Origin of the sequence: Flavobacterium channae, from assembly GCF_021172165.1 — a bacterium.
GTDB classification, from domain to species: Bacteria; Bacteroidota; Bacteroidia; order Flavobacteriales; family Flavobacteriaceae; genus Flavobacterium; species Flavobacterium channae.
In genome coordinates this window covers 848,347-866,634 of the sequence record NZ_CP089096.1, presented here as the reverse complement: position 1 = coordinate 866,634, position 18,288 = coordinate 848,347, and the positions used below count along the sequence as shown (strand labels likewise).

Annotated in this window: 3 protein-coding genes; all 3 read right to left on the bottom strand. The window is 38.7% G+C overall.

Annotated elements, in window-relative coordinates; translation table 11 throughout:
• Positions 1 to 90: 90 nt before the first annotated feature.
• A complete protein-coding gene (locus LOS89_RS03695) occupies positions 91 to 11,094 on the bottom strand; it encodes a T9SS type B sorting domain-containing protein (RefSeq protein WP_231836486.1) in 11,004 nt (3,667 codons plus the stop codon).
• A gap of 26 nt (positions 11,095 to 11,120) precedes the next feature.
• Positions 11,121 to 11,408, bottom strand: coding sequence for a hypothetical protein (locus tag LOS89_RS03690; protein WP_231836484.1), 288 nt, complete (start codon positions 11,406 to 11,408; stop codon positions 11,121 to 11,123).
• 271 nt (positions 11,409 to 11,679) lie between these two features.
• Positions 11,680 to 18,282, bottom strand: a complete 6,603-nt coding sequence (locus LOS89_RS03685; RefSeq protein ID WP_231836482.1) for a T9SS type B sorting domain-containing protein — start codon at positions 18,280 to 18,282, stop codon at positions 11,680 to 11,682.
• Between the last annotated feature and the right edge of the window lie 6 nt (positions 18,283 to 18,288).

The window sequence follows — 18,288 nt, the reverse complement described above, 5'->3', positions numbered from 1 at the left end:
AAGTTATTAAAATAAAAAAGAGCTCAAATTTGAGCTCTTTTTTGTTTTATTAAGTAAGGTAACCCGAAGGCTACCTTACTTTTAAATTAATTATCTCAACAATGAGAAGTGCGCTTTAAATTGTTTAGCCACTCCATTTTCTGTATAATCTAATGAGAACCAATAATCGGTTGCTGGTAACAATTCTTGATTATATGTTCCATCCCAACCTTGACTATCTGTTGTTGCACTTAATTGTTTTAATAGTTTACCATAACGGTCAAAAATGTACAATTTAGCATCTGGTTGATTCAATCCAATGATATTCCATGTGTCGTTGATACCATCTCCATTTGGTGTAAAGTAGTTTGGATAATCAATTATCATTACTACTTCAGTCATATACGTACATCCCTCTGAATCGATAACGGTTACTGTATGCTCTCCTGCACTTACTCCTGTAAATACATTTGATGATTGGAACGACCCTTCATCTAATTGATACAATAATGTTCCTGTTCCATCTGGTACTGTTATCGTTATAGTAGCATTATCACTAAAGTACTCACTTTGAATCACCGTCATTGTTGTTGCTGGCATTGTCTCTTTTACCGTTGCAGTTGCACTTGGTAATAAAGGATCTGATGAACATCCCGTTAACCAATTCGTTGCTATTACACTATACGTTCCTGCTGCATCTACAACTAAAGTTGAACTTGTTTCTCCTGGAATTGGATCACCATTTGTATCAAACCATTCAAAATCATAATCTGTATCATTTAGTCCTGTATTTAATGTATAGGTTTGATATACCTCTCCTGATGCTGTGATACAAATATTACCATCAGCTAATACTGGTAGTGGCGCTGGATTTACATTTACTCTAAAGTCTGTATAACCTCCTTGACAATCTCCTAAACTCGAACGAACTCGATAAATAACATATCCTTGTGCATTTGTTGTAGTTGTTAAAATATCATTGATAGTTACTGGCGCTACTCCTGTTCCTGGCGCTGCTCCAATCAAATTATTCGACATCGTTAAAACTTCCCATGTTAACTCAGTTCCTGCAATAAGTGGTGAAACATCAACAACCAAGTCTGATCCTTCTCCACTACAAATTGTTTTGATTGGTGAAGGAATTGGCAAGCCTGGATTTGGATTAACTGTTATAACTCCACTTTGCATTGTATTTCCAACACATCCATTGCGGATTGCACTTACTTCAAAATAAATTGTTCCTGCAACTAATGGATTACTTGTAACTACTTGTAAATCGAATCCTGTTGTAGTTGATGTAGCTGTTATTGTTCCAGATGTAGCTCCTCCTACAACATTAACACCATTTGTGATTGCGGTCCAAGTGTAGGTAATACCACTAATGTTACCTGTAATTTCTACATGTACATTTGATCCTGAACATACTGAATCATCTGCTACTGTAACAGTTTCAACTACTGGATTAGGATTTACAGTTATTTCAATTGTTCTTGGTGTTCCATCACATCCATTAGCATAAGGAATTATTGTCATTGTAATATTTCCAATAGTTTCTGGATTATTTAATGATGCAATCTGATTAATATCTGCTTCGGTACCACTCGTTACATATGATCCTGTAATATTAGATACTGTTGCACTCCAAGTATAGGTTGTGCCTGGCACATTACTACTCAATACGATATTAGTACTACTTCCATCACAAATATTTGAGCTAAATGCAACATTTGTTATAACTGGTCTTGGAGTAATTGTAATACTAGTCGATACAGTAAAAGATGAACATGCTCCATTATTTGGCACTAAATAATTAACTTGATAAGTACCTGGTGTACTAGCTGCTGGTGTAACTAATCCTGTACTCGAATTAATAGATAATCCTGCAGGTGTTGCACTAAACTGACCTCCTGTATAACTACCTGTTCCTGCTAATACTACAGCTACTGGAGATTCCGTAACACAGTAAAGAGGTTGTGGATAACTAATAGTTGCAGTATTTGGAGTATTAACAGTAATTGTTCCTGTGGCTGTCGCTAGTGGACAGCCTCCTGTTGCAGTTACTGTATAATTAAACGTACCACTCACTGTTGGTGTTCCGCTAATAGTAACAACATTCCCCGCCCATGAACCTGTAACTCCTGCTGGTAATCCAGTAAATGTAGCTCCTGTAGCTCCTGTTGTTGCTAAGGTAATATTCGTAATTGCGCTATTGATACAAACCGTTTGATTTGTTCCCGCTGCAATAGTGTTTTGTGGGGTAACAGTAATTGTTCCTGTTGTTGTCGCTGGTGGACAGCCTCCTGTTGTAGTTACTGTATAGTTAAATGTACCACTCACTGTTGGTGTTCCACTAATAGTAACAACATTCCCTGCCCATGAGCCTGTAACTCCTGCTGGTAAGCCAGTAAATGTAGCTCCTGTAGCTCCTGTTGTTGCTAAGGTAATATTCGTAATTGCGCTATTGATACAAACCGTTTGATTTGTTCCCGCTGCAATAGTGTTTTGTGGGGTAACAGTAATTGTTCCTGTTGTTGTCGCTGGTGGACAGCCTCCTGTTGTAGTTACTGTATAGTTAAATGTACCACTCACTGTTGGTGTTCCACTAATAGTAACAACATTCCCTGCCCATGAGCCTGTAACTCCTGCTGGTAAGCCAGTAAATGTAGCTCCTGTAGCTCCTGTTGTTGCTAAGGTAATATTCGTAATTGCGCTATTGATACAAACCGTTTGATTTGTTCCCGCTGCAATAGTATTTTGTGGGGTAACAGTAATTGTTCCTGTTGTTGTCGCTGGTGGACAGCCTCCTGTTGTAGTTACTGTATAGTTAAATGTACCACTCACTGTTGGTGTTCCACTAATAGTTACAACATTCCCTGCCCATGAGCCTGTAACACCTGCTGGTAATCCAGTAAATGTAGCTCCTGTAGCTCCTGTTGTTGCTAAGGTAATATTCGTAATTGCGCTATTGATACAAACCGTTTGATTTGTCCCTGCTGCAATAGTGTTTTGTGGGGTAACAGTAATTGTTCCTGTGGTTGTCGCTGGTGGACAGCCTCCGGTTGTAGTTACCGTATAGTTAAACGTACCACTTACTGTTGGTGTTCCGCTAATCGTAACAACATTCCCTGCCCATGAGCCTGTAACACCTGCTGGTAATCCAGTAAATGTAGCTCCTGTAGCTCCTGTTGTTGCTAAGGTAATATTCGTAATTGCGCTATTGATACAAACCGTTTGATTTGTTCCCGCTGCAATAGTGTTTTGTGGAGTAACAGTAATTGTTCCTGTTGTTGTCGCTGGTGGACAGCCTCCTGTTGTAGTTACTGTATAGTTAAATGTACCACTCACTGTTGGTGTTCCACTAATAGTAACAACATTCCCTGCCCATGAGCCTGTAACTCCTGCTGGTAAGCCAGTAAATGTAGCTCCTGTAGCTCCTGTTGTTGCTAAGGTAATATTCGTAATTGCGCTATTGATACAAACCGTTTGATTTGTTCCCGCTGCAATAGTATTTTGTGGGGTAACAGTAATTGTTCCTGTTGTTGTCGCTGGTGGACAGCCTCCTGTTGTAGTTACTGTATAGTTAAATGTACCACTCATTGTTGGTGTTCCACTAATAGTTACAACATTCCCTGCCCATGAGCCTGTAACACCTGCTGGTAATCCAGTAAATGTAGCTCCTGTAGCTCCTGTTGTTGCTAAGGTAATATTCGTAATTGCACTATTGATACAAACCGTTTGATTTGTTCCCGCTGCAATAGTGTTTTGTGGGGTAACAGTAATTATTCCTGTTGTTGTCGCTGGTGGACAGCCTCCGGTTGTAGTTACTGTATAGTTAAACGTACCACTCACTGTTGGTGTTCCGCTAATAGTTACAACATTCCCTGCCCATGAACCTGCAACTCCTGCTGGTAATCCAGTAAATGTAGCTCCTGTTGCTCCTGTTGTTGCTAAGGTAATATTCGTAATTGCGCTATTGATACAAACCGTTTGATTTGTTCCTGCTGCAATAGTATTTAATGGTGTAACAGTAATTGTTCCTGTAGTTGTCGCTGGTGGACAGCCTCCGGTTGTAGTTACTGTATAGTTAAATGTACCACTTACTGTTGGTGTTCCGCTAATAGTAACAACATTCCCTGCCCATGAACCTGTAACACCTGTTGGTAAGCCAGTAAATGTAGCTCCTGTTGCTCCTGTTGTTGCTAAAGTAATATTCGTAATTGCGCTGTTGATACAAACTGTTTGATTTGTTCCCGCTGCAATAGTGTTTTGTGGTGTAACAGTAATTGTTCCTGTGGTTGTCGCTGGTGGACAGCCTCCGGTTGTAGTTACTGTATAGTTAAATGTACCACTCACTGTTGGTGTTCCACTAATAGTTACAACATTCCCTGCCCATGAGCCTGTAACACCTGCTGGTAATCCAGTAAATGTAGCTCCTGTAGCTCCTGTTGTTGCTAAGGTAATATTCGTAATTGCGCTATTGATACAAACCGTTTGATTTGTTCCCGCTGCAATAGTGTTTTGTGGGGTAACAGTAATTATTCCTGTTGTTGTCGCTGGTGGACAGCCTCCGGTTGTAGTTACTGTATAGTTAAACGTACCACTCACTGTTGGTGTTCCGCTAATAGTAACAACATTCCCTGCCCATGAACCTGCAACTCCTGCTGGTAATCCAGTAAATGTAGCTCCTGTAGCTCCTGTTGTTGCTAAGGTAATATTCGTAATTGCGCTGTTGATACAAACTGTTTGATTTGTTCCCGCTGCAATAGTGTTTTGTGGGGTAACAGTAATTGTTCCTGTTGTTGTCGCTGGTGGACAGCCTCCGGTTGTAGTTACTGTATAGTTAAATGTACCACTCACTGTTGGTGTTCCACTAATAGTTACAACATTCCCTGCCCATGAGCCTGTAACACCTGCTGGTAAGCCAGTAAATGTAGCTCCTGTAGCTCCTGTTGTTGCTAAGGTAATATTCGTAATTGCGCTATTGATACAAACCGTTTGATTTGTTCCCGCTGCAATAGTGTTTTGTGGGGTAACAGTAATTGTTCCGGTTGTTGTCGCTGGTGGACAGCCTCCGGTTGTAGTTACTGTATAGTTAAACGTACCGCTCACTGTTGGTGTTCCGCTAATAGTAACAACATTCCCTGCCCATGAACCTGTAACACCTGCTGGTAAGCCAGTAAATGTAGCTCCTGTTGCTCCTGTTGTTGCTAAGGTAATATTCGTAATTGCACTATTGATACAAACTGTTTGATTTGTTCCCGCTGCAATAGTGTTTTGTGGAGTAACAGTAATTGTTCCTGTTGCTGTTGCAGCAGGCGAACAACCTCCTGTTGTAGTAACTGTATAGTTAAATGTACCGCTTACTGTTGGTGTTCCACTGATGGTAAAAGTTCCAGATGAAAAACTTCCTGTAATACCAGCTGGCAACCCTGAAGCAGTAGCTCCAGTAGCATTCGAAACTGAATAAGTTATAGCAGTCACAGCTGAATTCACACAAATAGTCTGATTATTTGTAGCTGGAGCTGATGTCAGTGAAATAGTAGGTAATGGAGTTATTGTTATATTAAAAGTACTACTTCCTGCCGCTCCACATGATGTTGCTCCATAAAAATAAGTCACAGTATATGTACCTGCCGAACTTAATGACAAATTAATTTCCCCTGTTGAACTATTAATTGATAATCCTGCTGTTGAACTATAAACACCTCCTGTTGTAAAACCAGGAACTGTAGTTGGTGTAGGATTAGCTGCATTAATACAAACTGGTGTAGAATAACTAAAACCTGTTACTGGTGTAGCAGTAGGATTAACAGTGATCGTTCCTGTGGTTGTCGCTGGTGGACAGCCTCCGGTTGTAGTTACTGTATAGTTAAACGTACCACTTACTGTTGGTGTTCCGCTAATAGTAACAACATTCCCTGCCCATGAACCTGTAACTCCTGCTGGTAAGCCAGTAAATATAGCTCCTGTAGCTCCTGTTGTTGCTAAGGTAATATTCGTAATAGCATTACCTACACAAACTGTCTGGCTTGTTCCTGCTGCAATAGTGTTTTGTGGGGTAACTGTAATTGTTCCGGTTGTTGTCGCTGGTGGACAGCCTCCGGTTGTAGTTACTGTATAGTTAAATGTACCACTCACTGTTGGTGTTCCGCTAATAGTAACAACATTCCCTGCCCATGAGCCTGTAACACCTGCTGGTAATCCAGTAAATGTAGCTCCTGTAGCTCCTGTTGTTGCTAAGGTAATATTCGTAATTGCGCTATTGATACAAACCGTTTGATTTGTTCCCGCTGCAATAGTGTTTTGTGGGGTAACAGTAATTATTCCTGTTGTTGTCGCTGGTGGACAGCCTCCGGTTGTAGTTACTGTATAGTTAAACGTACCACTCACTGTTGGTGTTCCGCTAATAGTAACAACATTCCCTGCCCATGAACCTGTAACTCCTGCTGGTAAGCCAGTAAATGTAGCTCCTGTTGCTCCTGTTGTTGCTAAAGTAATATTCGTAATTGCGCTATTGATACAAACTGTTTGATTTGTTCCCGCTGCAATAGTGTTTTGTGGGGTAACAGTAATTGTTCCGGTTGTTGTCGCTGGTGGACAGCCTCCGGTTGTAGTTACTGTATAGTTAAACGTACCACTTACTGTTGGTGTTCCACTAATAGTAACAACATTCCCTGCCCATGAGCCTGTAACACCTGCTGGTAATCCAGTAAATGTAGCTCCTGTAGCTCCTGTTGTTGCTAAGGTAATATTCGTAATTGCGCTATTGATACAAACTGTTTGATTTGTTCCCGCTGCAATAGTGTTTTGTGGGGTAACAGTAATTGTTCCGGTTGTTGTCGCTGGTGGACAGCCTCCGGTTGTAGTCACTGTATAGTTAAACGTACCACTTACTGTTGGTGTTCCACTAATAGTAACAACATTGCCCGCCCATGAACCTGTAACTCCTGCTGGTAAGCCAGTAAATGTAGCTCCTGTTGCTCCGGTTGTTGCTAAGGTAATATTCGTAATAGCACTATTGATACAAACCGTTTGATTTGTTCCCGCTGCAATAGTGTTTTGTGGGGTAACAGTAATTGTTCCGGTTGTTGTCGCTGGTGGACAGCCTCCGGTTGTAGTTACTGTATAGTTAAACGTACCACTTACTGTTGGTGTTCCACTAATAGTAACAACATTACCTGCCCATGAACCGGTAACACCTGTTGGTAAGCCAGTAAATGTTGCTCCTGTTGCTCCTGTTGTTGCTAAAGTAATATTCGTAATTGCGCTATTGATACAAACCGTTTGATTTGTTCCTGCTGCAATAGTGTTTTGTGGGGTAACAGTAATTGTTCCTGTAGTTGTCGCTGGTGGACAGCCTCCGGTTGTGGTTACTGTATAGTTAAACGTACCACTTACTGTTGGTGTTCCACTAATAGTAACAACATTCCCTGCCCATGAACCTGTAACTCCTGCTGGTAAGCCAGTAAATGTAGCTCCTGTTGCTCCTGTTGTTGCTAATGAAATAGTAGTAATTGAACTATTGATACAAACTGTTTGACTTGTACCAGCAGCAATCGTATTCAATGGAGTAACTGTGATTGTTCCTGAAGTTGTCGCTGGTGGACAGCCTCCGGTTGTAGTTACTGTATAGTTAAATGTACCACTTACTGTTGGTGTTCCGCTAATAGTAACAACATTCCCTGCCCATGAACCTGTAACACCTGTTGGTAAGCCAGTAAATGTAGCTCCTGTTGCTCCTGTTGTTGCTAAAGTAATATTCGTAATTGCGCTATTGATACAAACCGTTTGATTTGTTCCTGATGCAATAGTGTTTAATGGTGTAACAGTAATTGTTCCTGTAGTTGTCGCTGGTGGACAGCCTCCTGTTGTAGTTACCGTATAGTTAAACGTACCACTTACTGTTGGTGTTCCGCTTATCGTTACAACATTACCTGCCCATGAACCAGTAACTCCTGCTGGTAATCCAGTAAATGTAGCTCCTGTTGCTCCTGTTGTTGCTAAGGTAATATTCGTAATAGCACTATTAACACAAACCGTTTGATTTGTTCCTGCTGCAATAGTATTTAATGGTGTAACAGTAATTGTTCCTGTAGTTGTCGCTGGTGGACAGCCTCCTGTTGTAGTTACCGTATAGTTAAACGTACCACTTACTGTTGGTGTTCCACTTATAGTAACAACATTCCCTGCCCATGAACCTGTAACACCTGCTGGTAATCCAGTAAATGTAGCTCCTGTTGCTCCTGTTGTTGCTAAGGTAATATTCGTAATAGCACTATTAACACAAACTGTTTGATTTGTTCCTGATGCAATAGTGTTTTGTGAAATAACGGTAACTGTATTTGACATTGCAATCGGAGTTGAACAACCTGGTAAAGTTATTGTATATTGAACTCCATCAATCCAAGTAGTTCCATTTACTCTTGTAATGGTAATAGTATTTGTAGCTACTGTAGTTATTACCGTAATTTGTTGTAAGGCATTATTAGGACCTGCATTAAAAGCTCCAATATTGGTTGTTCCATCGGAAATATTAACATTTCCTTGATTATTAGATCTAGCAATACTAATGGTTATTACAGTACCTGCTGGAACCAAATGTTGCAATGTTATTGTTTGGGTATTATTTGCATTATCAATTGTAGCACAATTTGTTGTATTAGCAGCGGCTCCCAAAGCAGAAATAGCTCCTGTAGCATTTCCTGGATTAACTCCCCCAGAAGCCGATAATCCATTACCTGTAACAGTAGTACCTGCAGTAGCAACATTAGTTGCATTCAATGTAGTATTTGCAACTACAGAAGAAACTGTAACAGTTGCAGTTCCAGTAGCACTTAACGTTATAGTTTGTGATGCACCACCATTTATATTATAGGTAATAATTGCATTAGGGGTTCCTGTAAGTGTATATACAGCATTGTTTCCAGAACAAATAGGAGTTGTTGATGTAATATTTATTAAAACTGGGGCAGTATTTACATTAATAACACCAGTCGCTGTAGCTGCAGTACATCCCCCTCCAGTAGTTGTAACGGTATAATTATATGTACCTGATGTTGTTGGAGTTCCAGATATCGTGAATACTCCAGCTGCATAAGAACCAGTAACTCCAGCAGGTAAGCCTACAACGGTAGCACCCGTAGCTCCACCTGCAACAGCATATGTAATGTTCGTGATTGCTGAATTAGCACATACAGATTGATTTGTTGTTGCTGCAGCTGATGTTAATGTTAAAGTTGGTCCTGATGTTACAGTTACTAATACAGTATCTGTCACTACACACCCTCCAGCTCCATAAGCCGTTAATGTATAAGTTGTAGTGGATGTTGGACAAACAGATGGTGTTAAAGTATTAGCTCCAGTCATCGCTGTAGTAGGCGACCAAACAAATGGTGGATATGAATTATTAAATGTAATTGTCCATCCTGTTATTGAACCAGAAACAAACATTGTATCATCCTGAACAAATAGCTGCCACGTACCATTTGCCGTACAACCATTCAATGTAGAAAAAGCTTGCTCTGGAGCATAATTACCTGTAAATGGAGCTGTTGTGTTTCCAGCCGAACCAATTACATTAGTAGCAACAGGTGTAAAACATGTACTTGTGTAATTAGAGCCCGAACCACCATTATCAGTTGACAACTCCAACAAAGTACCATCTGGACATCTTAAAAAAATATCTAAATCTGAATCCCATCCATGATCCAAATTAATACAAACTGAAGCGATAGAACCAGCTCCAATAGTTACAGGAAAAACACCTGAAACATTTATAGGGGAATTAACACCTGTTGTACTATTATCTGGAATTGCATATGAAGTTGAATTTGAAAATGAAAGAGGACCAGTATAACCAGTAGCATTTGTAGATCCAGACAAACTAACACAAGCTCCTGAACATGTAGACGTATCAGCGCCTGCATTAACAGTCGGAATAGGATTAACCGTTACAGGGATTGTCACTTGATTTTGACAACCTCCAGGAACAGTAGTAACTAATAAAGTTACATTATATGTACCTGCAGCAGCATAAGTATGTGACGGATTTTCTAAATTTGATGTAAATCCATCTCCAAAGTTCCAACTATAAGTATTACTTCCGTTTGTAGTATTTGTAAAATTTGTAGCTTGACCTACACACGCACCACTTGATGTAAAAGTTGGTGATGGACTTGTAAATGTTGCTGTTGTACCTGCAAAATTCATCACAAAACCAAAATTTGAAGATGCCGTATACCTATCTACTAATATAGCATATGTTTGACCTGCAGTAACAGTTATTGTATTTTCACAGCCGACCGCTGCACCACATAACCCAGTAGCTCCAGTTGTCGCATCCCAATTACATACTAGCTCTGTACCAGGACAACCAGTAGTTACATTGTAAACAGCAAAATCATAATCTACAGATCCATTAGGTGTAATTGTAAAATTCAATGTCCCTGAAGTTGCAACAGTAAACGAATACCACCACGCAGCACGCTCTCCAGGCGAACCAAAACATGATGGATTTGTTTGGACTAAGCCCGGTCCTCCAGTACCGTTTGGTATTGAAACATTATTTGTATTACATAAAAATTGTGCTGTATCACAATCTTGAATTGGAGATGGAGGAGCAACTGGCAAAGTCTCTTGTGCACAAATTCCAAAAGTCCCAGTATTATTACCATTCCCATCAACCATTGCATAATAAGTATTTCCAATAGTTAAACCATGTAATATAACATTTGTGTGTAACAAACCGCCTGTTGTGTTAACATCTTCTTGACAAGCCAATTGAGTTAAAGAACCACAAGTACCACTATAGACTGCTATCTGTGTATTAGCTAATGTTCCTCCAAAGTTAGTAGACAATTCAATGTCTGCAGTAGTGGCAACAAATGAAAACCAAACCGTATGACTTCTTGTTGTAGGACTCCAACATGCTGGAGCTGGATCAGAGCCCACTGTTGTCGCACCTACATTTGTATAAAGTATAGAAGAACAAGAACCATTTGTTACTGTAATTGGAATAGCACTTGAACAAGCATCATTAGAAGGCTGAGCAAATATGTTTTGTACATTACCAAATATAAATAATATAACTATAGCTAAGTATTTTTTAAATCCCATATTCGTAATTTTTAATATTAGATATATTATTTTTTATTCGCTCTTAGATATTTTAAATAAGTAACCCTATCAACTGGTTTATCATTTATAATATAAAATTCTTCAGGTGCTGTTTTAACATTATCAGGATAATTCTTTTTATCCATCACTTTATTAATCTTATTGGAATCACTACTATTAGATTTAGAAACAACAATAATATCTTTTGTGTCTTTAACACTGCTATCTTTTGAATTAGAAGCTGTATTTTTCTTCTCTTGAGCTGAAAGAAAAAAAGAAAGAAAAGTAAAAAAAATCGTTAAGAGAAATTTCATATATATTTGTTTTTGGTTGATTTCATTTTGCAACAACAAACTTCTTAGAACCTTTTTTGTTAAAAAAAGTAACTAATTATTAAAGTTTTGTTAATAAACAAATATTGAAATATTTTTTTAATTTTCAAATAATTAACTATAATATTTTAAAAATATTTAAAAAACTCAGAAAAGACCATAATTATAAACAAACAAATAACTTTTAAAATGCTTTTTTAACAAAAAAACCACCTTAAACAAGGTGGTTTTTAAAAAATATTAATCGTAAAAATTATCGTTTCATCGAAAAATGCGCTTTAAATTGTTTAGCGACTCCATTTTCTGTGTAATCTAATGAGAACCAATAATCGGTTGCTGGTAACAATTCTTGATTATATGTTCCATCCCAACCTTGACTATCTGTTGTTGCACTTAATTGTTTTAATAATTTACCATAACGGTCAAAAATGTACAATTTAGCATCTGCTTGATTCAATCCTGTTATGTTCCATGTATCGTTGATACCATCTCCATTTGGCGTGAAGTAGTTTGGATAATCAATTATCATTACTACTTCAGTCATATAGGTACATCCTTCTGAATCGATAACGGTTACTGTATGCTCTCCTGCACTTACTCCTGTAAATACATTTGATGATTGGAATGATCCTTCATCTAACTGATACAATAATGTTCCTGTTCCATCTGGTACTGTTATCGTTATAGTAGCATTATCACTAAAGTATTCACTTTGAATCACCGCCATTGTTGTTGCTGGCATTGTTTGGTTTACTGTTGCTGTTGCCGAACCTAACATTGGATCTGAAGAACATCCTGTTAACCAGTTTGTAGCTATTACACTATACGTTCCTGCAGCATCTACTACTAAAGTTGAACTTGTTTCTCCTGGAATTGGATCACCATTTGTATCAAACCATTCAAAATCATAATCTGCATCATTCAACCCTGTATTTAATGTATACGTTTGATATACCTCTCCTGATGCTGTGATACAAATATTGCTATCAGCTAATACTGGTCGTGGTGACGGATTTACATTTACTCTAAAGTCTGTATAACCTCCTTGACAATCTCCTAAACTCGAACGAACTCGGTAAATAACATATCCTTGTGCGTTTGTTGTAGTTGTTAAAATATCATTTATTGTAACTGGTGCCACTCCTGTTCCGTCAGCTGCTCCTGAAACACCAAATTCTGTCAATACTTGCCATGTTAACTCAGTTCCTGCAATAAGCGGTGAAACATCAACTCGTAAATCTGCTCCTTCTCCACTACAAATTGTCTTGATTGGTGAAGGAATTGGTAAGCCTGGATTTGGATTAACCGTTACAATATTACTTTGTTTAATTAATAATGCAGGACATCCGTTGCGAATTGCACTTACTTCAAAATAAATCGTTCCTGCAACTAATGGATTACTTGTAACTACTTGCAAATCGAATCCTGTTGTAGCCGATGTAGCTGTTATTGTTCCAGATGTAGTTCCTCCTACAACATTAACACCACTTGTAAATGCTGTCCAAGTGTAGGTAATACCACTAATGTTACCTGTAATTTCCACATGTACATTTGACCCTGAACAAACAGAATCATCGGTTACTGTAACAGTTTCAACCACTGGATTAGGGTTTACTGTTATTACAACTGTTTGAGGAGTTCCATCACATCCGTTGGCATTTGGAACAATAATCATTGTTATGCTTCCAATAGCTTCTGGATTATTTAATGTTGCTACTTGATTAATATTAGCTTCTGTACCACTTGTAGTAGTATTATAATCTCCTGTGATATTCGATACTGTTGCACTCCAAACATAGGTTGTACCTGGTAAATTACTACTTAGTACAAAATCTAAAGTACTTCCGTCACATACTGTATTAGTTACCGTATAGCTCAATACTGGACGACCTGTTATCGTTACAGAACCATTTGCTACAGCCTGAGGACTACATCCTCCTGAAGTAGTAATTGTATAATTATAAGCACCTCCATTATTAGCAGACCCAGAAATTGTAACCAAACCTGTAGCTGCATTATAACTAGAAGTAATACCTGTAGGTAAACCAGTAACTACCACATTTGTTGCTGTTCCTGTTACTTGATATTGAATTGGATCAATAGTAACTCCTGCACATCTTGTTTGATTATCAGTTCCTGATGCAGAAACTAATGCAATAGTTGTGTTTGGATATAACGTAACAGTTGAACTCACAACTACATTTGAAGAGCAGATACCATCCGACACGCTTATTGTACTCAATGTAGTACTACCTGTAACTCCTGTAACCGAAACCACTCCAACTCCTGATGCATTAATTGCAACTGTTTGTGGTGCATTTCCATTAATACTATAACTTACTTGTGTATTAGACGTTGCATTTATTGTAAATGTTGCTGTTCCGTTAACACAGATAGGTCCATTATTAGTAACACTTACAATTGTTGGTTGTGGCAATTGTTGTGATATACTAAACGATGATGATTGTGCTGAAGTACAACTTCCATTACCTGTCGTAACTGTATAAGATGTTGCTAGAGTCATCCCTGAGATCAATCCTCCCGCTCCCACTGTTGGGCCTGCTGGAGTAAAAGTATAGGTTAAACCTGCATTATAATTGGTAATCGTAGCAAAACCATTCGCCATACACGTTGGTGGTGTTACACTAACTGTTGGTACTGCTGGTATAGCTAAAACTCCCGAAATCGTAAATGGTGCTGATTGCGCTGAAGTACAACTTCCATTACCTGCTGTAACTGTATATGATGTTCCAACTGTCATTCCTGAAATCAATCCTCCAGCCCCTACTGTTGGTCCTACTGGAGCAAAAGTATATGTTAAAGCTGCATTGTAATTGGTAATCGTTGCAAAGCCATTTGCAGAACATGTTGGTGCTGTAACACTAACTGTTGGAACAGCTGGAGTAACCAACATTGAATTTACTGTAAACGATGCTGATTGTGCTGAAGTACAACTTCCGTTTCCTGCAGTTACTGTATATGATGTTCCAAATGTTACTCCTGAAACTAATCCTCCTGCTCCTACTGTTGGGCCTGCCGGAGTAAAAGTATAGGTTAAACCTGCATTATAATTGGTAATTGTTGCAAAACCATTTGCTGAACACGTTGGTGCCGTAACACTAACTGTTGGTACTGCTGGTGTAGCTAACATAGCTGCATTGCTAAATGATGCTGAAGCCACTGAAGTACAACTTCCATTACCCGCTGTAACTGTATATGATGTTCCAACTGTCATTCCTGAAATCAATCCTCCTGCTCCAACTGTTGGTCCTGCTGGGGTGAAAGTATAGGTTACTGTACCGTCATAATTTGAAATAGTACTGAAACCATCCGCTGAACATGTTGGTGCTGTTGAAGTAATAGTCGGTACTGCTGGAGTAACCAACATAGAGTTTACTGAAAACGACGCTGTATCCGCAGAAGAACAACTTCCATTTCCAGCATTAACCACATAACTTGTTCCAAATGTCATTCCCGAAACCAATCCTCCTGCTCCAACTGTTGGTCCTGCTGGAGTAAAGTTATAGGTTAAACCTGCATTATAATTGGTAATCGTTGCAAACCCATCAGCTGAACATGTTGGTGCTGTTACACTGAATGTTGGTACTGCTGGTGTAGCTAACATAGCTGCATTGCTAAATGATGCTGAAGCCACTGAAGTACAACTTCCGTTTCCTGCAGTTACTGTATATGATGTTCCAACTGTCATTCCTGAAATCAATCCTCCCGCTCCAACTGTTGGTCCTGCTGGAGAAAAAGTATAAGTTGCTGTACCATCATAATTTGAAATAGTACTAAAACCATCTGCTGAACATGTTGGCGCTGTTGTAGCAATAGTCGGCACTGCTGGAGTAACCAACATTGAGTTTACTGTAAATGATGCTGTATCCGCAGAAGAACAACTTCCATTTGATGCATTAACCACATAACTTGTTCCAAATGTCATTCCTGAAACTAATCCACCCGCTCCAACTGTTGGACCTGCTGGTGTAAAAGTATATGTTAATGTATTATCGTAATTTGTAATTGTCGCAAAGCCATCTGCCGAACACGTTGGTGCTGTAACACTAAATGTTGGTACTGCTGGTGTAGCTAACATAGCCGCATTACTAAATGAAGCTGAATCCGTAGATGTACATGTCCCATCTCCTGAAGTAACAGTATAAGAAGTACCAAATGTCATTCCTGAAATCAACCCTCCTGCTCCAACTGTTGGTCCTGCTGGAGTAAATGTATATGTTAAAGCCCCATTGTAATTGGTAATCTCACTGAAACCATCTGCCGAACATGTTGGTGCTGTTGTCGAAATGGTTGGGACTGCTGGAGTAACCAACATTACATCAACAGTAAACGATGCTGAATCTACAGAAGAACAACTTCCATTTCCAGCATTAACAACATAACTTGTACCAAATGTCATTCCTGAAACTGTTCCTGTTGCACTTACTGTTGGACCAGTAGGTGTAAAAGTATAGTTTAAAGCTGCATTATAATTGGTAATAGTAGCAAATCCATCGGCTGAACAAGTTGGTGCAGTTATTGCAATTGTTGGCACTGCCGGAACAGCTAATGTAGCCGCATTACTAAATGATGCAGAATCTACAGATGTACATGTTCCATTTCCAGATGTAACTGTATAAGAAGTACCAAATATCATTCCCGAAATTAATCCTCCTGCTCCCACTGTTGGTCCTGCTGGAGTAAAGGTATAAGTAGCTGTAGCATCGTAATTAGTGATTTCACTAAAACCGTCAGCCGAACATGTTGGTGCAGTTGTCGAAATTGTTGGTACTGCCGGAGTAATCAACATTGCATCAACACTGAATGAAGCTGAATCTACAGAAGAACAACTTCCATTTCTAGCATTAACTACATAACTTGTACCAAATGTCATTCCGGAAATTACCCCACCAGCTCCCACTGTTGGTCCCGCTGGAGTAAATGTATATATTAATGTATTATCATAATTTGTAATTGTAGCACCTCCATCTACTGAACAAGAAGCTGCATCAACACTAATTGTTGGAACCGCTGGAACAGATAATGTAGCAACGTTTGTAAATGAGGCCGAAGCTACTGAAGTACAAGTTGCATTACCAGCCGTAACAGTATAAGAAGTTCCAAATGTCATTCCAGATATTAAACCTCCTGCTCCTACAGTTGGCCCTGCTGGAGTAAAGGTATAAGTTACTGTACCATCATAATTAGTAATTTCACTAAAACCATCTGTCGAACATGTTGGAGGTGTAGTAGTGATAGTTGGGACTGCTGGAGTAGGCGAAACTGTAACAGTTGCTGTATTTGTTAACGCAAGTTCACAATTTCCAATTTCAATTTCACTTAATAAAATAGTTACATCTGAAGTTGCACCAGCAACAGTAACTGTTCCATTTCCTGAACCATCTAAAATTAAAATCTGTACTGGACCCGAACCTATTGTATAAAGAACAGTTGCTCCAGATGTACCTGATAAATCAAAAATTGCATCAGCACCTACACAAATAGGTCCATTTGCAGTTAAAGAATTAAAAACAGGGTTAGGATTAATTGTAATAGTACCACTTAAAGATAAATTAGGAGTACAACCAATTGTTTCAACTGTATAATTAAAAGTTCCAGTTTCTGTTGGAGTTCCACTAATGGTAAATACCCCAGAATTATAAACTGCAGACAACCCTAATGGTAAACCTGTCACACTAGCATCTGTTGCATCACCTGTAGCTGTATAAACAATATCTACAATAGCGTTATTTAAACATATTGATTGATTAGCCGTATTAGCAGCTGATGTTAAATCGATATCACAAGTTGCTGGAACACAATCTACAAATAAATCAAAAGTTGTTAATTCCTGACAAGATCCTGCTGATATAAGAACAATAATTGTCGTATCATCGTTAGTAGTATAATTCGCTGGGTCAGTAATAACATTACCAGTCATACCATCAGTAAATTCAAATGTAAAACTCGAAGGATCATTTGGCGCAACCAAATCATCTAAGTATTCCGTCAAATCAAATATTGGATCACACTCACCTGCTGGACTTGAAAAAGGCCCAATATCATTATAAGGTACTGCTCCAACAATATTTACCAAAACATCATCCGTTGCAATATCTGAACAACCAGGTCGTGTAACACTCACACTCCATACCCCATTCTGAGTTACAGTAGTTGTATTAGTTGTTGTTGTATATTGAAATACACCATCTAAAAACCAAGAATATACTGGAGAACCAGCAGCTGATGGCGCTTGTAAAAAATTAGCAGTTAAAGTTACATTTGTAGCAGACCCACATAAAATTCTATCAGGACCTAAAGTTACACCACAAACAATACTACAACTAAGACCACCTGTACCACCAGTCTGATTCAAAGTATAAGTTCCTGCTTGACCAGAAAAATTGGTAACTAACAACATATAATATTGACCAGCAACTGCACCAGCAATATTAACTTGCTCTGTTGCAGAAGCCGAATAACTACAATCTACAACATTATTAGGTCCTGTATAACCAGGAGAATAAAGTGCCAAGTTGTTACATATGTTATTCAATGTATTGAATGGTCCCCACATGATAAAATCAACATCAATACCATTTCCACTAGCATTTGATGTTTGAAATAATGTCATATCAATATTACCTGAAGTACCTACTTGTAAGTAAAACCATGCAGGATTAGGTGTGCTTCCTAGACAACCTAAATTTCCAAAACTTGGAGTACCGGTAACATTATTAAAAGGTCCTTGATTTCCAGAACACATCGCCTGAGCTGAATCACAAGTAGGTGATGTTACTTGAGCTATTGTAGTTGTAAAACCAAATAAAACAAGTAATAATAGTAATTTCTTCATCATGAT

Coding starts and splice junctions, on each gene's coding strand:
- LOS89_RS03685 (WP_231836482.1), bottom strand. CDS start 18,282: ATGAAGAAATTACTATTATTACTTGTTTTATTTGGTTTTACAACTACA.
- LOS89_RS03695 (WP_231836486.1), bottom strand. CDS start 11,094: ATGGGATTTAAAAAATACTTAGCTATAGTTATATTATTTATATTTGGT.
- LOS89_RS03690 (WP_231836484.1), bottom strand. CDS start 11,408: ATGAAATTTCTCTTAACGATTTTTTTTACTTTTCTTTCTTTTTTTCTT.